Annotated in this window: 18 protein-coding genes; 8 read left to right on the forward strand and 10 right to left on the reverse strand. The window is 40.7% G+C overall.

Features of this window, described 5'->3' with window-relative positions:
• Nucleotide 1: 1 nt before the first annotated feature.
• The 3 genes from V7783_RS03085 to bufA2 are packed head-to-tail and all read right to left on the reverse strand — an operon-like array spanning nt 2 to nt 2,119.
• A complete protein-coding gene (locus V7783_RS03085) occupies nt 2–781 on the reverse strand; it encodes a DNA-binding domain-containing protein (RefSeq protein ID WP_335677489.1) in 780 nt (259 codons plus the stop codon).
• Nucleotides 774–1,613, reverse strand: a complete 840-nt coding sequence (gene bufB, locus V7783_RS03090; protein ID WP_335677490.1) for an MNIO family bufferin maturase — start codon at nt 1,611–1,613, stop codon at nt 774–776. Before bufB ends, V7783_RS03085 begins: the two co-directional genes overlap by 8 nt.
• Nucleotides 1,614–1,660: 47 nt before the next feature.
• Nucleotides 1,661–2,119 carry a BufA2 family periplasmic bufferin-type metallophore gene (gene bufA2 / locus V7783_RS03095; protein WP_335677491.1) on the reverse strand — a complete coding sequence of 153 codons (459 nt, stop codon included), beginning with the start codon at nt 2,117–2,119 and terminating at the stop codon, nt 1,661–1,663.
• 183 nt (nt 2,120–2,302) lie between these two features.
• On the opposite strand from bufA2, the gene V7783_RS03100 reads away from it, so the two are divergent.
• From V7783_RS03100 to V7783_RS03115, 4 genes are read left to right on the forward strand one after another with little or no spacing between them, the layout of a single operon-like run.
• Nucleotides 2,303–3,667: a COG3014 family protein gene (locus V7783_RS03100; RefSeq protein WP_335677492.1), complete on the forward strand. Its 1,365-nt coding sequence runs from the start codon at nt 2,303–2,305 to the stop codon at nt 3,665–3,667.
• A gap of 8 nt (nt 3,668–3,675) precedes the next feature.
• Entirely contained in the window at nt 3,676–4,101 is a 426-nt protein-coding gene (locus V7783_RS03105; RefSeq protein ID WP_335677493.1) for a YcfL family protein, read from the forward strand.
• 11 nt (nt 4,102–4,112) lie between these two features.
• Nucleotides 4,113–4,748 carry a penicillin-binding protein activator LpoB gene (gene lpoB, locus V7783_RS03110; RefSeq protein ID WP_335677494.1) on the forward strand — a complete coding sequence of 212 codons (636 nt, stop codon included), beginning with the start codon at nt 4,113–4,115 and terminating at the stop codon, nt 4,746–4,748.
• A gap of 20 nt (nt 4,749–4,768) precedes the next feature.
• On the forward strand, nt 4,769–5,236 hold the full coding sequence (locus V7783_RS03115; protein WP_335677590.1) for a glycine zipper 2TM domain-containing protein: 468 nt from the start codon (nt 4,769–4,771) through the stop codon (nt 5,234–5,236).
• Nucleotides 5,237–5,321: 85 nt separating this feature from the next.
• On the opposite strand, the gene V7783_RS03120 is transcribed toward V7783_RS03115, so the two are convergent.
• Together V7783_RS03120 and V7783_RS03125 are read right to left on the reverse strand one after the other, a co-directional pair.
• On the reverse strand, nt 5,322–6,539 hold the full coding sequence (locus tag V7783_RS03120) for a pyridoxal phosphate-dependent aminotransferase (protein WP_335677495.1): 1,218 nt from the start codon (nt 6,537–6,539) through the stop codon (nt 5,322–5,324).
• A 104-nt stretch (nt 6,540–6,643) separates the two neighbouring features.
• Entirely contained in the window at nt 6,644–6,988 is a 345-nt protein-coding gene (locus V7783_RS03125) for an Hpt domain-containing protein (RefSeq protein ID WP_335677496.1), read from the reverse strand.
• Between the two features lie 150 nt (nt 6,989–7,138).
• Between V7783_RS03125 and V7783_RS03130 the strand changes: the two genes are divergently transcribed.
• Nucleotides 7,139–7,744: a tRNA-uridine aminocarboxypropyltransferase gene (locus V7783_RS03130; RefSeq protein ID WP_335677497.1), complete on the forward strand. Its 606-nt coding sequence runs from the start codon at nt 7,139–7,141 to the stop codon at nt 7,742–7,744.
• Nucleotides 7,741–8,520: a CLCA_X family protein gene (locus tag V7783_RS03135; RefSeq protein WP_335677498.1), complete on the forward strand. Its 780-nt coding sequence runs from the start codon at nt 7,741–7,743 to the stop codon at nt 8,518–8,520. Before V7783_RS03130 ends, V7783_RS03135 begins: the two co-directional genes overlap by 4 nt.
• On the opposite strand, the gene V7783_RS03140 is transcribed toward V7783_RS03135, so the two are convergent.
• From V7783_RS03140 to apbC, 3 genes are all read right to left on the reverse strand, one after another.
• Nucleotides 8,471–10,993: a putative bifunctional diguanylate cyclase/phosphodiesterase gene (locus V7783_RS03140; RefSeq protein WP_335677499.1), complete on the reverse strand. Its 2,523-nt coding sequence runs from the start codon at nt 10,991–10,993 to the stop codon at nt 8,471–8,473. The genes V7783_RS03135 and V7783_RS03140 overlap by 50 nt on opposite strands.
• A gap of 275 nt (nt 10,994–11,268) precedes the next feature.
• Nucleotides 11,269–11,856 (reverse strand): dCTP deaminase, encoded by a 588-nt coding sequence (dcd, locus tag V7783_RS03145; RefSeq protein WP_145233702.1) that lies wholly within the window; start codon nt 11,854–11,856, stop codon nt 11,269–11,271.
• Between the two features lie 3 nt (nt 11,857–11,859).
• Complete coding sequence (gene apbC, locus V7783_RS03150) at nt 11,860–12,939, reverse strand: iron-sulfur cluster carrier protein ApbC (protein WP_335677500.1); 1,080 nt, start codon at nt 12,937–12,939, stop codon at nt 11,860–11,862.
• Nucleotides 12,940–13,115: 176 nt separating this feature from the next.
• Between apbC and metG the strand changes: the two genes are divergently transcribed.
• Nucleotides 13,116–15,140: a methionine--tRNA ligase gene (gene metG, locus V7783_RS03155; RefSeq protein ID WP_335677501.1), complete on the forward strand. Its 2,025-nt coding sequence runs from the start codon at nt 13,116–13,118 to the stop codon at nt 15,138–15,140.
• 66 nt (nt 15,141–15,206) lie between these two features.
• On the opposite strand, the gene V7783_RS03160 is transcribed toward metG, so the two are convergent.
• Nucleotides 15,207–15,695: a GNAT family N-acetyltransferase gene (locus tag V7783_RS03160; RefSeq protein ID WP_335677502.1), complete on the reverse strand. Its 489-nt coding sequence runs from the start codon at nt 15,693–15,695 to the stop codon at nt 15,207–15,209.
• A 143-nt stretch (nt 15,696–15,838) separates the two neighbouring features.
• A complete protein-coding gene (locus tag V7783_RS03165) occupies nt 15,839–16,246 on the reverse strand; it encodes a hypothetical protein (protein ID WP_335677503.1) in 408 nt (135 codons plus the stop codon).
• A 325-nt stretch (nt 16,247–16,571) separates the two neighbouring features.
• Here V7783_RS03165 and V7783_RS03170 point away from each other — a divergent pair, with 325 nt between their 5' ends.
• A complete protein-coding gene (locus tag V7783_RS03170) occupies nt 16,572–17,393 on the forward strand; it encodes an AraC family transcriptional regulator (RefSeq protein ID WP_335677504.1) in 822 nt (273 codons plus the stop codon).
• Nucleotides 17,394–17,403: the final 10 nt, after the last annotated feature.

The raw sequence follows: 17,403 nt of genomic DNA on the forward strand, positions 1-17,403 counted from the left end.
GTTATTTTGTCGCTGACACCAGCCAACCCCGTTCGAGCCATTGATTTATCAAATTGATAAGAAAACCAGTAATTTGCTCACTGGGTATATCAGTTATACAGGATTGACATAATTGCACAAAATTTACCTGTTGTCTGAGTAATGTCAGTAATCGATATTCGAGTAAATCAACATTAATAAACTGGGTACGTCGTTCACAATCACGAGCAACTACCCAGTATCGCGTGCTATCACTATTAGGCTCTGGTGGTAATTGCTTATCTTTAATTGCTTGCCACGATTCTACCGCACGGCTGTTAAAGTGCGTCAGCTGCACACTTGGGTGTAAAGCCAATCGCAAAGATGACCATTGCTCAACCGTTAGGCTTTCGAGTTCATCAACAGTGAGTAACGGGTGCTCTTGCGCATCAAATGCAGTGAGTAACAGCCTTTCAAATTGGGCTATATCGGCTAAAATAGGATGCTCGCTAAACGGTGAGTTATTGCGTAAGTAATGCGGTAAATCGTCAGCAAAAAAGCGTAATGACGTATAATTTGATGGATATTGTACGAGATACTCAGCGACCATTTTATCAAACAATTCATCACCTAAATAAATACCTAATTGAGCATGATCTTGTTCAATTGCAGCACGTAGTCGAAGCTTATAAGCATTTTGATAAATAGCTAAACGTTGGCTTGTTGCTAATTGCCCATGAGAGGCAATATGGTTCGCCAACTCGTTATTTTGCCCTTGCAGTAAAGCCATAAATTGCTGTTGTAAGGTAGCTAGATCACTCATTATTTTCTCCTAGCTGCCAGATAGGCGCGACTAGCTGACGCGCACGTTCAAGCTCAGTCATTAAATCTTGCAATGAACCAATATTATCATCGCGTTCAATCATCGTACTAACTGGGCCAAGCTGTTTGGCATAATTTGCGTACAATTCCCACACTGCCGGTGGCACATCTTCATCATGAGTATCAATAATATGACTACCGAAGTCTTGATGCCCTGCAAGGTGAATTTGTGCGATCGCCTTCTTAGGGATAGCGTTTAAGTAGGTCATCGCATCAAACTGATGGTTGCGGGCACTCACATAAACATTATTTACGTCCATCAAAAATCGGCAACCGGTTTTATTGTGCAATGCCGCTAAAAAATCCCATTCACTCATTTGTGAGTCTTTATAAGTAAGGTAACTTGAGACATTTTCAAAAATCATCTCTCGGGAAAGGAATTCTTGCACTTGATGAATACGCGATGCTAAATGTTCAAGCGCTTCATCGGTGTATGGCATCGGTAGTAAATCATGGCTATTAATATCGCCCACTTGACTAAAGCATAAGTGATCGGACACCCATTGCGGTTCAATCCGGGCGATAGTACGTTTAAGTGTTTTTAAGTACTCTAAATTAAGTGCCCCAGTACTGCCGATAGACATAGATACACCATGCATAACAACGGGGTAATCAGCACGTATTTTATTTAAATAATGCCACGGCTTCCCGCCGCCAACAAAATAATTTTCAGAGATGATCTCAAACCAATCAACTGCAGGTTTATCCGTGATAATTTGCTCAAAATGCGGGGCTCTAAGCCCCAAACCAAAACCTAAAAATTGCGTTTGCATAGCCATCCTCTTTAATCCTAGGTGGCAAAGCCACCTAGGGCACGACTTTATGAATCTACAGAGCCACCAACATCAGCACATGATTTTGCTGGCATAGATACAAAACCAGTGCCTTTGCATGAGGCATGACCTGCACACGCATTTTCAGCGGTTTTACAATCGTTATGGCCACCACAAATGTTCACATCATTACAATGCACTAAGTCAGCCTTAGCAATAGAGCCAACCCACTTATCTTTAACTGCCCCACCAATATCTGCACATGCTTTAGTCGGCATAGCGACAAAGCCAGTACCTTTACATGATGCATGACCTGCACAAGCATTTTCAGCCGTTTTACAGTCATTATGACCACCACATACATTGACATCATAGCAATGCACTAAATCCGTTGTTGCAGCCCCAGTATTGGCTGCGGTAACTGTGCGTATTTCAGCTTCAGTGCTGTTGCAACCAACTAATCCTGCAACCATAACCGCCATTGCTGCGCCAGTAAATTTCTTCATAATTGTATTCCTCTGATTATGTAATTATAGATATTACAAATAGCAAGACCGTATCCAGCACTGATCTATTTCAACTTGGGTACGTAAATATAAAATGAGTGCTTACGATTTTTTACATTGTTTATCATCGCTCTCAGATTAGATTATGCTAATCTGTATTAACGGTGATAAAAGGAGTCCCCTGTGCAACGTAGTGTTATTTTTGGCTTTTGTGCTATTTTAGGTGGCTGCAGTACCATTGGATTTGGTGATCTTTTTACAGATTATGCCACTCAAATGACGCCTGTACGCCAAGCAATTAATAGCAATAATTTGGCTCAAGCCCAGCAACTATTGCCAACTAATGGGCAATCGCACAGTAACTACTTACTTAATCAATTAGAACACGCCCGATTAAACAACCTAAGTAATCAAGATAATACCGCGCAACCGCAATACGAAGCGGTCTATCAGCAAATGGAAATAAAGCGCCAAGCCGCAAAAGTACAACTCAGTGCCGGACTTGAACAAAGTAACGCCCTTTTAACCAATGATTCAGTTATCGCTTATACTCCCGCTCCTTACGAAATGAGCATGCTGCATAGTTACAAAGCACTTGGTTATTTATTTAAAAATGATGTTGAAGGTGCGCTGGTTGAAGTTCGCCGCGCGAATAAAGTACAAACCGATGCGCTAACGGCTAACCAAGATGACATTGATGCCAGTGTAAAAGAAGCGCAAAAGCATTATCCCAGCATGGATGATGTAATCAAAAACGTAAAAAATGGCTACCAAAATGCCTTTACGTTTTATCTGTCGGGCTTACTCTATCAAAGTAATAAACAGTACGATGATGCCTACATTGATTTTAAAAAAGCGCTAGAAATCAATCCTGAAAATACCTATTTACAGCAAGATGTAATGCACTTAGCTAAGCGACAAGGGTTTGATCAAGATTTTGCTGAATATAAACAGCGTTTTGGCGAGCCAACTAAACATACGGCTAACAGCGGTGAGGTCGTGGTGTTAATTGAACAAGGTTTAGTACCCGAAAAAGATGAATTTGTTTTGCGTTTGCCGATTTATACATCTGGCGGCGATGCGCGTTTTTACAGCCTAGCGATGCCCGTTTATAAAGATAACGCCTTTATACCGGCGATCAACGAAATTAGCATCGCAGCACACGCTTTACCGCTAAGCCCTTTAGTACGCCTTGAAGCATTAGCGGCAAAAACCCTTGAAGAGCAAACACCAGCAAGGGTTTCTCGACAAATATTGCGTTTAGTCGCAAAAGAAAAGGTGCGTGCAGAATTGGCACGCAGTGGCGGCGATGTTGGCAATATTCTCGCGAATATTTACAACTTAGCCTCCGAGCAAGCAGATACCCGAAGTTGGTTAACACTGCCGAATCAAATAAGTGTCGCGCGGACCCAGCTCAGCTCTGGGGAGCATGTGTTAAAACTTGGTAAGCATAGCGACATAAACTTTACCGTTAGTAAGCAAGGGTTAACCTTGATTTATCTAACCTCTATTAACAACTATTTTAATTCCCATGTAGTGCAACTTTAGGAGCTACCATGAAATATTTAGTGCCATTATTAGCGGTGTGTCTACTGGCAGCCTGTACAAGTAGACCAACCACCTCAGGTATTGGTGTTGAACAAGCTTCAGCACAATACCAGCAACAGTTAAAAGTAGATAACCCAGAGCTGGGTAAAAAATTGGCCATTACGGATGTAAAAACTCGGCAAACTAATCAGTTAACCGATGTCGTGGTGACACTGTCTAGCCAATATAAAAAGTCTCAATATTTGCAGTACCAATTTACTTGGTACGACGGCGATGGTTTTGTGATCAAAGGCAATCATTCACCATGGCAAGCACTGACTTTATTTGGTTTTGCCAATATGCAGCTACCTGGCCTTGCACCAACATCTGATGCAGTGACATTTTCATTAGCCGTTCGCGAAGTATCGACTGAAGCGCAAGAATTTAAAAAATAAAGGACACCACTATGAATACTGAAAACACATCGAAAAAACCAACACTTAAAGCACTTTCTGGTTTTGCTTTACTTGGCTTAAGCGCATTAGCGCTCAGTGGCTGTGCTAATAAAGCTGTGGTCAGCTATGGTGACGCACAAGCTGTTGAAACAACAGATATTAACTTTGGTTCAACCGACTTACAAAAAGTCGCTACGCAAATGACCGACTCGCTCTTGGCTTCGCCAGTCGTCGGTACTATGACTGCTAATACTCGACCTGTGGTATTTGTTGAACGTATTAAAAACAAAACCAGTGAGCACATTGATACTGAATCAATCACTGATTCAATTTCAACCCAATTACTACGCAGCGGTAAATTTCGCTTTGTTGATATGGGCCGTGTAGAAGCAGTGAGAGAGCAACTTAACTTTCAAAATGTGGATGCATTAGTTGACCCTTCAACGGCGGTAGCCTTTGGTCAGCAAGTGGGCGCGCAATATATGCTGTATGGCAACTTATCAAGTATCGTTAAGTCAAACGAAGATAAAGCCGACGTATACTATAAATTTACTATGCGCTTAATGGATTTAAAAAGTGGCTTAGTCGAATGGGCTGACGAAACAGAAATTCGTAAAACCCGAGAAAAATCAACCTTTGGCTGGTAATCCAGCTTAGGAGGTAAATGATGAATAAACTCATAATCGGGCTGTCTACAGCCCTGCTCATCAGTAGCCCAAGTTTTGCGGCGTATGAGCGCAATAAAGCAGTGCCCGTACAGCAAGTCCTGTTTGGCAACGTGCAATCCGTGCGTAATATTACTGAGCAAGAACTAGTGCAAGACAAAAATAGTGGCTGGAAAACCTTTGGCGGTGCCTTATTGGGTGGTGTTATTGGTAATCAATTTGGTGGTGGCAGTGGTCGCACCGCAGCAACTATTTTAGGCTCGGTAATTGGTGGCAGCGTTGCACATAACAGACAACAAGGCAGTCATTATAATCAATATCATTTGGTTGAATTAATGATCAAAGTTGAAAATGGCGAGCAATTTATGGTGGTGCAAGACAAAGACAGTCAAATGACCTTTAACACCGGTGATAGCGTGCGCTTAGTGTATCTATCTGATAACACCGTCCGCGTTGATAAAGCCTACTGATTTTTAGCTAGTCTGATAACAAATTAAAAAAGCGAGCTATCATTTAACTATGAGCTCGCTTTTTTTTGTTTGTGAGTATTACAGCTTAACTTTGTCGATAATTATTAAAGAAGCGCTGCATCTTGCCCATCGCGGTCGATAAATCATCTTTATTTGGTAAAAATACCAGTCTAAAGTGATCAGGGCTTGGCCAATTAAATGCCCTACCATGTACTAATAATATTTTTTCTGCTTTGAGTAAATCAAGGATCATTTTTTCATCATTTTTGATGTTAAAACGTTCAGTATCCATTTTGGCAAAAGCGTACAAAGCCCCTTTTGGTTTTATACACGAAATACCCTCAATGGCATTTAAACCACGCCAGGCAATATCACGTTGTTCATACAAACGACCACCTGGATTAATTAACCCATCAATTGATTGTACGCCACCTAGCGCTTGCTGAATCGCGTATTGCGCTGGCACATTAGCGCATAAACGCATTGAGGCTAAAATATCTAGGCCTTTACGTAAATCGTCCATTACCGACGTGCGGCCACTGAGTACCATCCAACCCATGCGTAAACCTGCCGCACGATAAGTTTTTGCTAAACCGTTAAAAGTAATGATTGGCACATCATCACACAGTGCGCCGATAGAACTATGAGTAGTTCCATCGTATAAAATCTTTTCGTAGATTTCATCGCTTAATAACAACAACTTGTGCTCACGCGCTACGTCAATTAACTGTTGTAATAATGCATCATCGTAAACCGCACCAGTCGGATTATTGGGGTTGATCAACACTAATGCTTTGGTTTTTGAAGTGATTTTGCTGCGAATATCAGCAATATCAGGGAACCAATCTTGCTCTTCATCACATAAATAATGAACGGGGTTACCGCCTGCCAATTTCACTGACGCGGTCCATAAGGGGTAGTCAGGTGCAGGGATCAACACTTCATCATCATTATTGAGTAATGCTTGAGTCGTCATTTGAATTAATTCGCTGACGCCATTGCCAATATAAATATTGTCAACGTCTAGATTGTATAAACCGCGTTGTTGGTAGTGCTGATAAATAGCCACACGGGCTGAGTAGAGGCCTTTAGAGTCACAGTAGCCTTGGGCTGAATAAAGGTTACGAATAATGTCGCGGTGCATATCTTCTGGCATATCAAAGCCAAACGCTGCCGGATTACCAATATTCAATTTTAAAACTTTTTGGCCTTCATCTTCCATTTTGCGAGCCTGCACTAACACGGGCCCACGAATGTCATAACAAACGCCTTGTAATTTATGACTCTTTTTAATTTCTGACATTTTTACCTCTACTAGTGGAACAACTAGATTACCCTAGTAAAGGGGCCAAATACTAGTGTATTTGAGACCTTAAAACTGAAATAAATTCACGTTTGGGTATATAACTAACGGCTTTGCAACCAATCAGTTAACTTGGCTTTTGAACCTGCAACTTGACTATCAAGTTGTTGCGATGCCTCGATTGCCTGAGCGGTATTATTATTGTTTAAACTTTGTTCTATTTCTCTTGCCACTTCCGACAAACTACTGGCGCCAAATTGCGCAGCGTTTGACTTTAAGCTGTGAGCATGACGGCAGGCAACTTGAATATCATTATGAATAGTTGCTAATACTTCTGAGCCTAAGCGCTCAAATTCAGCACAGCAAAACACCAAAGTATCACTAAATTGGTCTCCTAATAACGATTCCATACTTTCCAATGCGCTTTCATCAATGATAATTGTGTTCATTTTTCATCCTTTTATACTCATGCAACACTACATCAGTAACTTATGTTAATTCTATACTTTATCGTTGTCTCGAAAAAAAACCAACTAATAGTCTCATTCAGCGTATAATTAACGAGTTTTGAAACTATTCACTAATAAATAGATTATTTTATGTCTCGTTCGCTGTGTGCTCATTGTAAATTTAGCTTATCAACTTGCCTTTGTGAAGATTTATCCGTGCTTGATAATAAACTTAAAATTATTATTTTACAGGATCCTAACGAAATCAAAGTGAGTAAAAACACTGCGCGCCTATTAACACTTTGTCTTAGTCAATGTGAAATCATTGTTGGTGAAACCCAGAATGATTTCAGTATTTTGAAACAGCTACCTATTACATCAACGGCACTGCTCTACCCTGCTGAGGATGCTATGTTATTAGATGAAATGTGCACTTCAACAAAAACATTCACCGAGCAGCTGAGTCATTTAATTGTACTTGATGGCACATGGAAAAAAGCATTTAAAATAATGCAATTAACGCCTTTGCTAAACAACTTTAAAAAGGTTAGTTTTGCCAGCATTCCACAAAACCGCTACCGTATTCGTAAAGCCCCTCGTGAAGATAGTTTATCGACCTTAGAAGCCGTAGCGCATAGTTTAGCGTTAATTGAACACGCCAACCCTGCAGGCTTATATCAAGCGTTAGAAGCTCTTAATAACAAACAAACTCAGTTTATGCCTGAACATGTTAAAGCGCGTTATCAAGCAAAATGACCGCTAAAAATCGCTTAAAACGTGGATTTTACCGCCAAGGCCCTGATTATCGCTTTGATGACCAAGTTGATTTTAATGATATTCGCGACACCTTTGGCTTTCGTACTATGGTGGTTGGTAACTGGGTTACTAAAGAAGAGCGCTTTATTAGTGCTAATTTAATCTATGATGCGCTGGCCGATTTAGCGCAAATTTTGCAAGTACCGCCCAGCGCGATAGGTCTTCGAGGAAAACTAAACTTTGCATTTGGTCATGGCGGCCAACAAAATGTGCAGGCCCATTATAATAGCAGAACACGTACTCTGGCACTGGCAAAAAACGCCGGAGGTGGCGCGCTGGCACATGAATGGTTTCATGCCTTTGATCATCATATAACCGGGCATGCTTTTCCTGTGCACTCAAAAAGCCATTTCGCATCCAAACTGTGGCTTGAACACTCCATTGAGCCATCCCATCCTCTGAACTTAGCGTTAAATCAATTTTACCAAGGGGTGTTTTTAGAACCTACCGGTGACAATGCCAATCAATATGTACAGCAATGTATCGCATTTGATAAACAACATGGTCAGTATTATATGAGTATGCCTGAAGAATTAGCTGCTCGTAGCTTTGAAGCGTGTATTGCTCGCGATGAACACATCGTTAATCATTTTTTAGTCTCAGGTATCAATAGCTCAGGCCTAATATACCCTGACAACGACACTTTAATAACCTGCAATATGGCACTTAATAATTATTTTTCTCGATTAGGTCAGTTACTCTTTGCCCATCGCTAGTAACTAGCGGTGTGGTTTCAAGATGTTGTTCAAGCCATAGCATGTAAGCATCAAACGTTAAAGGTCGTGAAAAATAATAGCCTTGGCCAATTTCACACCCGTAGCTTTGCAATTTAACCATACTTTGGCTGTCTTCAATTCCTTCTGCAACAACATAAGAACCCAATGATTTAGCTATATCACAGGTCGCGCGACAAATAGTTTGGTCATTCTTTGAATACTCAATATTCATCACGAACTGCTTATCTATTTTTATTTCATCAAAGCCCATTTTACTCAAATACGCCAGTGATGAATAGCCAGTACCAAAATCATCAATGGCAATTTTAACACCAATTAAACGGTAATCATTCAAGGCATTCTTTATATCCACACCTTCAAAAAGAGTCGCCGACTCGGTCAGCTCTAGCATTACGTTACTGGCATTGAGTTTAAACTCATCTAACAATGTAATAAACAACACCGGTAAATCTTTACGCAGCAAATCTTTTGCAGAAATATTAATTGAAACAATATGCTCCGGTAATAATGCGGTGATCTGTTTTTGATAAATCAATGCCTGAGTAATGACCCATTCGGTAAGATCAGAAATGATCCCCGATGATTCAGCTATCGGAATAAATAAATCCGGCGGCACATGCCCCAATTGCGGATGCTCCCACCTTAATAACGCTTCACCGCCGTGTACCTTACCTGTATTTAAGTCAATTTGCGGTTGGAAAAACAAACTAAGCTGATCACATTCAATTGCTTCTTTTAAGGCCGATGCGATGGCGATGCGGCGCTGCGAAAGAGTCACATTTTCAATATTAAACATATGCCAACGTTCGCCATGTAATGGTTTTACACCTAATGCTTGTAAGCCACGTTGGACCAATTGCGAAGACGTACTTGCGTGTAACGGGTAATTTGCCACGCCAATTTCTACTTTATCAATTAAATGCAGCCGTTTATGAGTAATACCCTCAGCAAACACACTATTGATCACACACACCAACTGTTCTATTTGGCTTAACTCTAGCTTGCCAAGTATTACCACTGCGTAGGTACTGTCATCAAGCCTAACAATACAGCGTAGTCCTTGTTTATTGGTTTCAACGCACAACACATTCATCGGTGCTAATTGCTGCGCCAATTTACTCATGGTTACTTTTATATGCTCATTGACATGCTCATAACCAAAGTTTGCCCGCGCATTCGACAATACGGCGGGTCTAAATAGCAAGATAGAATGCGCGCTTGATAGCTTTACTTGGCTATCAAGGCGCTTTATGAGTAACAGTTTATTTGGCAGCTGTGTTTCATCATCATGAGTGAGGCTATAGTTGTATTGCTTAACCCGCTTACGTTCGTGGATAAGCAGCGCCATCACAAACGCCAACGCATTTACCACAATTAATACATCATTAAATGGGTATAGCTGTGAGCCTGCAACTAAGGTTGCTTGCCAACATAGTGTTTGTAAAATAACAGCGCACCACACAACTAAAAACTCATATGGGATTGCTTGTTTGCTGTTACTACGCCAATAAAAAAACAAATAACTGAGTAGCACCAACATAAAGCCTAAGCTCAAAGTCACCACCACAAAGTGAACTGATTGCGCCATGAAACAACTTAATATTGCCGTAACACTAAATAAACTAACATACGCAAATAACTTATATTGTCGTGGTTTTAAAATAGTCAGTGATTGTAAGTAATGAATAAAGCATACGTTTATTACTGCCAGTGCCAGCACCTGAAATGAAAACTGCAGTTTTATATACCACAATGGTAAAAGCGCATCACTAACATAGTTTAATGCGCCTTGCGCTATTAAGAACTCGCTCAATATACACCCGAGGTACGCAAGTAAATAAAGTGATATAGTTTGATGTGACAAAATATAAACAGTGCCAGCAATTGAAATACACAGCAGTAGCAGGCCAATAATCAATATGAAATTTCGCAGTTTAGTATTTACCAACTCAATAAACTGTTGTTTCGTAGCAAAGCCAATATTGATCCATTCAACATCATTATGACGAGCTGAAATCACGGCCCAATGCGCCCTGTCACCGCTATACGTTTGGTGAGGTAACACCTTATTAATTAAACGATGAATATCATCATGAACTGCATCTAACTGGTTAAAATCATCGTCTAGGGTGTAAAAATCAACATGTGATAGGTGTACGTTGTCAGCATAAATAACACTTAACGGCGACTTTCGGTACTGAGATAAATCAATAATAAACCAATAGTCTTGCGCGGCTTTGATGCGAACATGTGATAAATCTGATTTAGTCTTGGTTTTTATTGCATTTTGTAACAACGGTTTTGCCGTTGCAAAGGACGTATCTGCTGGTACGATCCAGCCTGTCACTGCGGAGTTATTTGCAGCAAACGCACACGATGAGACAACGATACTAAAAAGTACTAGCAAAAGGTTTATAAAAACTGCTCGCGCGATTGTACTTACCAGAACCACTGTCACTCCATGTGCTTTGAATATATCTAGCTAATTAACATCAAGATCCAAACATCAGCGCTGTTAAAATAAACAGCTAATGCGTGATAGTCAGCCACAATGAAGCACTGAATTCTCCGCCTTAATTTAATTTAGCTATCGTACATTTCAAAAAGATACCTAAAGTATGGAAGTATTGGGTAAAATTGCCAGTAATTAACCGAAAGGATATTGTTTTTAAGCAATAAAAAGGCCTACCCTAGGGTAAGCCTTTATTTTAAAAACGTATTTTTTAATTAATTACTATCGTCACTGATACGGCTAGCAACAGCGCTGGTCTGATCTTTATATTTAGCATCTTTACGTGTGTTATACGGGTTTTCAGCAGGGCCTGACATAGTTTCAAAACTCATTGCGCCAATTTTCATCATTGGACGCAGCGCCAACGGCAATTTACCCGAGTTATAAAACTCTAATACGATATTACCCGACCAACCGGGATCAATGCGGTGTGCAGTCACATGCACCATCAAACCTAATCGCGCCAATGACGAGCGTCCGTCAAGCCAACCGACAATATCAGCAGGTAATGTTACTTTTTCATAGGTCATCGCAAGGGCGAGTTCGCCCGGGTGTAAAAAGAATGCATCGCCCTCTTTTAGCACGATTTCATCGCTCATTATCGATTCCATCGCTTTATTAAGCTGATCTTTAGGCCCGCTTAAATCAACATACGCTGCGGTATGATCTTGAAACACACGAAATTTATTGCCTAAGCGTAAGTCTGCCGTTACTCCAGATATCATCTCATCCGTTGGGCTTGGCTCAATAATGATACGTTGCTGGGCAATATATTCTTTAATATGGGTATCTGATAATCTCATTAGTTAATCATCCGTAATCACAATCTCAACTGAGTCATGATGGGGTTGTTGATAGTAAAGCGTACTGGCAATTAAGCGCGCAGCATCAGCATAAGTTTTACTCACAGCAGCTTGGTTATCCATTGCTATTAATTTGCCTTGCTCTGAGTATTCGCGAATATCAATCGCCAGTGGAATTTTTGACAATACAGGCACACCATGACGCTGAGCTAATTTTATTGCGCCATCTTTACCAAATACATGATTAGGTTCACCACAGTGAGAACATAAAAAGTGGCTCATATTTTCAATCAAACCTAACACCGGCACATTCACTTTATTAAACATGGCAATGCCTTTTTGCGCATCTGCCAAAGCTAAATCTTGTGGAGTGGTGACAATCACTGTGCCACTGGCAGGCACCTTTTGGCTCATTGTTAATTGAATATCGCCTGTCCCTGGCGGCATATCAACAATCAAGTAATCAAGCTCGCCCCATGCAGTTTCGTTAAGTAACTGATTAACCGCACCCGAAGCCATTGGCCCGCGCCATACAGTGGCATCATCACTGGGCACTAAAAACCCGATTGATTGTGCTTTAATGCCATTAGCATCAAAGGGCAGTAATTGTTTATCATCTTGTGCCGTGGGCGCTGCACCGGTTAAGCCCAGTAACATTGGAATAGAGGGACCATAAATATCCGCATCTAAAATCCCAACTTTGCCGCCTTCTGCGCTCAGTGCCCCAGCCAAATTTACAGCTGTGGTTGATTTACCAACCCCGCCTTTACCAGATGCGATCAAGACAATATGTTTTATAGATTTGAATTTACATACACCAGGCAGCTCAACATGGGCGTTGATCACCACAGTTTGCTTTAGCTTTTGACTGACAAATTCAGCCACTTTTGGCATTTCAGACAGTGCAGCAAATGGCAGCGTTAAATTGAGCAATAATGAGTTATCATTTTGTGGTTCAATACGATTGATAAATTTTTCATCAATGCCAACTGCAAAAGCGGCACTGCGATACCCTGCTAAAGCAGTAAGAATCGGTTGTTTTTGCACCGATTTAGAAGAGAATAGTTTCGACAGTCCAAACATAGCAATAAAATAGTGTTTCTTTGATGAAAATTGCCTCGGAATTATGTAACATTCAGGGCATTAACACCAGTCAATTAATGAAAATCGGCTAACCACTAAGGTGTTTCCTTTAGGTTTGCTGATAATATTATGATTTTCATCCGTTCCCTAACCGGAACCGTCAATTCGGAATGATTATGGCACAGCGAAAGATCCTCATTACCAGCGCATTACCTTATGCCAATGGCCCAACACATTTAGGCCATTTATTGGAATATATTCAAACTGATATTTGGTCACGTTTTCAAAAACTCCAAGGCCACGAAGCATATTATGTTTGCGCCGACGATGCCCACGGCACACCAATAATGTTAAATGCGCAAAAGCAAGGGATCACGCCGGAAGAAATGGTAAAAAATGTCAGTATTGAACGTCAACGCGACTTTGCTGATTTTAATATCAAATTTGATAATTACCACAGCACCCATAGCCAAGAAAATAAAGAACTAAGCGAGCTTATTTATAATCGCCTAAACGATGCCGGTCATATTAAAAAACACACTATTTCACAGTTATTTGACCCTGAAAAAGGCATTTTCTTACCTGATCGTTTTGTAACGGGTACATGCCCTACCTGTAAGTCTGAAGACCAAAATGGCGACAGCTGCGACGCATGTGGTGCAACATACAGCCCAACAGAGCTTATCAACCCTCGCTCTGTAATGTCGGGTGCTGAGCCGATACTTAAAGATTCTGAGCATTACTTTTTCGATTTACCAGCGTTTGAAGGCATGCTTAAAGAATGGCTGCACTCCGGTACTATTCAACAAGAAATGGCCAACAAGCTAGATGAATGGTTTGCCGATGGCCTACAGCAGTGGGATATCAGCCGTGATGCACCCTACTTTGGTTTTGAAATCCCAGGTGCACCAGGTAAATACTTTTATGTATGGTTAGATGCGCCAATTGGTTACATGGCCAGCTTTAAAAACCTGTGTGACAAGCAAGGCATTGACTTTGATGCATTTTGGCAAGAAGGTTCAGACGCTGAGCTTTATCACTTCATCGGTAAAGACATCATCTATTTCCACAGCTTATTTTGGCCTGCGATGCTTGAAGGCGCAAAATTCAGAAAACCAACTAATGTATTCGCCCACGGTTTTGTCACCGTCAATGGCGCGAAGATGTCTAAATCAAAAGGCACGTTTATTAAAGCGCGCACTTATTTAGACAACCTAGATCCTGAGTTTTTACGTTATTACTACGCAGCAAAACTTAACAGTGGTATTACCGATCTTGATTTAAACCTTGAAGACTTTGCACTGCGCGTAAATTCAGACTTAGTTGGTAAAGTGGTTAATATCGCCAGCCGTTGTGCCGGTTTTATTACTAAAAAGTTTGACGGTAAATTAAGTGACACTGTAATGGAGCCACAATTATTAGCTGAATTCCAAGCAGCTACCGACACTGTTGCTCAACACTATGAAAACCGTGACTACAGCCGTGCAATTCGCGAGATCATGGCGCTTGCTGATAAAGCCAACCAATTTATTGATACCGCCGCACCTTGGGTATTGATTAAAGACGAAGCAAAACAAGAAGAAGCGCATCAAGTGTGTTCACTTGGACTTAACTTATTCCGCGTACTAATGACTTACTTAAAGCCTGTATTACCAGGTATGGCGGCCAATGTAGAAGACTTCTTAAATGACGGTCTATCTTGGCAAGGCGTGCAAACTGCGCTTGTAAGCCACCCTATCAATAAGTTTAAACCGTTAATGCAACGTGTAGAAATGGATAAAGTGAACAAAATGGTTGAAGAATCAAAAGAAAGTTTATTAGCAGCAAAAGACAAAATCGACCCAAACAGCCCACTGGCAAAAGAGCCAATTGCCGCTGAAATCGAATTTGATGATTTTGCCAAAGTAGATTTACGGGTAGCGAAAATAGCCAAAGCAGAGCACGTTGAAGGTGCTGACAAGCTACTAAAACTTACTCTTGATTTAGGCGGCGAAACACGCCAAGTGTTTGCCGGTATAAAATCAGCCTACGCGCCAGAAGACATCGAAGGCAAATTAACGGTGATGGTCGCCAACTTAAAGCCACGTAAAATGCGCTTTGGCATGTCAGAAGGCATGGTGTTAGCAGCAGGCCCTGGCGGTAAAGAAATCTACATACTCAACCCAGATGATGGTTCAGAGCCAGGCATGCGAGTAATGTAACTTAACGTTTAAACGTTAATCACTAAAAAGCCGTTGTGTTAAACAACGGCTTTTTTGATTGTCTTATTAAATACCGATATTTTTACTACGCCTTTCAAGCAAGACAACATCACGCCACGTACCATGCATTTTGCCAAGCTTTTCACGAATACCAAGTCGGCGAAAATTATTCTTTAGATGTAGCTTAATGCTACCTAAATTTTCCGGAAAAATAGCAGCTTGCAACGTCCATATATTATTTTTTTCAGACTCAACGATTAGCTGTGCTAATAATTTATTGCCAATCCCTTTTCCTTGCGCTGATTTTGACACATACACACTAACTTCAGCGATGCCTGAATACACGTCTCGGTTAGATACTGGTGACAAAGCAGCCCAACCACAAACATTACCATTATCTTCAGCAACGAGACGAGAATGACTATGCATAGATTTATTCCATTCATCCCACGTTTTACTGGTAAGCTGAAATGTGGCATTTCCGGTGTCGATGCCTTGTTGATAAATTTCTTTTACAGTTGGGTAGTCTAGCTGTGTGAATTTACGAATAACCACCTAATTTTCCTTGGTAATTAACGAGCAGATAGAGCGACTCGCTTTTAATTTATATAAATCATAACCAATTAAAACGCAAAAACCCATACTGACTAATCAATATGGGTTCTTTGTAATGCTGTTTATAGCTTTACAGAAATAACTTATAGAGAAAGGTATTCTTTAGCGCGAGTAAGGTTATGAGAAACCATTACGCTGTCAGCCATTTTTGACGCTTCGTATAAATCTGACAAGCCAGCAGCATCATTTTTTGACATCATGCGTGACACGCCACGGTTGCTTAAGGCATATGATGTAAGCTCACGTACTTTAAGTTTAGACTCACGGCTTTCTTTTAACAGTGCAATTGCTTTAGTACAAATTGCTTCAGCTTGCTCGTAGTTTTTTGATTTAACATTCAACGCACAACTGTTAAACGACTGCTCAACTGGCTGTGGTGCAGTAGCCGTTTCAATAACCATTAATTTATAATCACTGCCACCAGCCATAGCAGCTGCTGAGCAAGTTAGTAATGAGCCAAGTGCGATGGTTTTAATTAGTGTAAGTTTCATGATTATATTCCTATTTACCTATTTGATTATTTGCCTAAGTCGTGTCGTATTTGTTGGCGACAACTGAACTTTAGAGTGTTAGCTCAATTTCGACAAACGATAAAAATAAACCCGATAGGTGAAGAAAATTAACCTATAGACTTTAGTCGAATAAAGTAGCAGTAATTAAAGTGGCGCTTTATCGGTAAACCATAAAAAGAGTTAACTGTGATATAAAAATAGAATAAATGCTAAAACCAGATCAATTGCGCAATTTTGTTCAAGTTTTTAAATTCTAACCTGCATATACTAAGTGCTATAAGTTACTTACAAAAGCAAGGCAGTCATGAATCAATTTCAGTACATCAACGATAAAACATTAAACCAGTTTACCCTGCTTGATGCGAAGATGACTGACTTTAGCTATTCAAAACACGCCCATGAAGAATACTCTCTGGGTGTGACCTTACAAGGTCGACAAGACTTTTTCTGCCAGCGGGCGTTTCATAAAAGCGCAAGTGGCGGCGTCATTGTATTTAATCCTGATGATATACACGATGGACAATCTGGTGTAACTGAGCACTTAGAATACGTGATGCTCTACGTCCACCCTGATGAATTTGCACCGATGTTTAACGCATTGGGCTACACTAAAAATACAGCGCCAAGAGTGGCATGCCCTTTATTAAACGACCCTGTATTAGCGCAGCAAATTCTAGCCCTTAAACAACTGACACATAGTGGCAATTACACGCGTATTGATGGTGAAGCTGCGCTATTTAATATTGCTCATTCGTTCATAAAGCACACCGGTTGCGCGATTGATCCGCTCAGCATCAGCTCAAAAAAAGACACTCTATTGCTTAAGGCCAAAGATTACATCATGGCAAACTTAGCTAATGACATCTCGATTGATGACATTGCAGCTGCCGCGACTATGTCGAAGTATCATTTCATTCGTCTATTTAACCAACAATTTGGCATCACACCACACCAATATGTGTTGAATTGTCGAATCAACCAAGCTCGAAAATACATAGAATCTGGTTTGAGTTCCTCGCGAGTAGCATTAGATGCAGGCTTCGCCGATAACAGTCATTTAAACCGCCACTTCAAACGTATTTTTGGTTTAACGCCCAAGCAATACCAACGACAACTCTCGCGCTAAATTACAAAGG

The organism is Pseudoalteromonas sp. (genome assembly GCF_036960685.1).
Taxonomy (GTDB): domain Bacteria; phylum Pseudomonadota; class Gammaproteobacteria; order Enterobacterales; family Alteromonadaceae; genus Pseudoalteromonas.

Coding starts and splice junctions, on each gene's coding strand:
- V7783_RS03085 (WP_335677489.1), bottom strand. CDS start 781: ATGAGTGATCTAGCTACCTTACAACAGCAATTTATGGCTTTACTGCAA.
- bufB (WP_335677490.1), bottom strand. CDS start 1,613: ATGCAAACGCAATTTTTAGGTTTTGGTTTGGGGCTTAGAGCCCCGCAT.
- bufA2 (WP_335677491.1), bottom strand. CDS start 2,119: ATGAAGAAATTTACTGGCGCAGCAATGGCGGTTATGGTTGCAGGATTA.
- V7783_RS03105 (WP_335677493.1), top strand. CDS start 3,676: ATGAAATATTTAGTGCCATTATTAGCGGTGTGTCTACTGGCAGCCTGT.
- lpoB (WP_335677494.1), top strand. CDS start 4,113: ATGAATACTGAAAACACATCGAAAAAACCAACACTTAAAGCACTTTCT.
- V7783_RS03115 (WP_335677590.1), top strand. CDS start 4,769: ATGAATAAACTCATAATCGGGCTGTCTACAGCCCTGCTCATCAGTAGC.
- V7783_RS03120 (WP_335677495.1), bottom strand. CDS start 6,539: ATGTCAGAAATTAAAAAGAGTCATAAATTACAAGGCGTTTGTTATGAC.
- V7783_RS03125 (WP_335677496.1), bottom strand. CDS start 6,988: ATGAACACAATTATCATTGATGAAAGCGCATTGGAAAGTATGGAATCG.
- V7783_RS03130 (WP_335677497.1), top strand. CDS start 7,139: ATGTCTCGTTCGCTGTGTGCTCATTGTAAATTTAGCTTATCAACTTGC.
- V7783_RS03135 (WP_335677498.1), top strand. CDS start 7,741: ATGACCGCTAAAAATCGCTTAAAACGTGGATTTTACCGCCAAGGCCCT.
- dcd (WP_145233702.1), bottom strand. CDS start 11,856: ATGAGATTATCAGATACCCATATTAAAGAATATATTGCCCAGCAACGT.
- apbC (WP_335677500.1), bottom strand. CDS start 12,939: ATGTTTGGACTGTCGAAACTATTCTCTTCTAAATCGGTGCAAAAACAA.
- metG (WP_335677501.1), top strand. CDS start 13,116: ATGGCACAGCGAAAGATCCTCATTACCAGCGCATTACCTTATGCCAAT.
- V7783_RS03165 (WP_335677503.1), bottom strand. CDS start 16,246: ATGAAACTTACACTAATTAAAACCATCGCACTTGGCTCATTACTAACT.
- V7783_RS03170 (WP_335677504.1), top strand. CDS start 16,572: ATGAATCAATTTCAGTACATCAACGATAAAACATTAAACCAGTTTACC.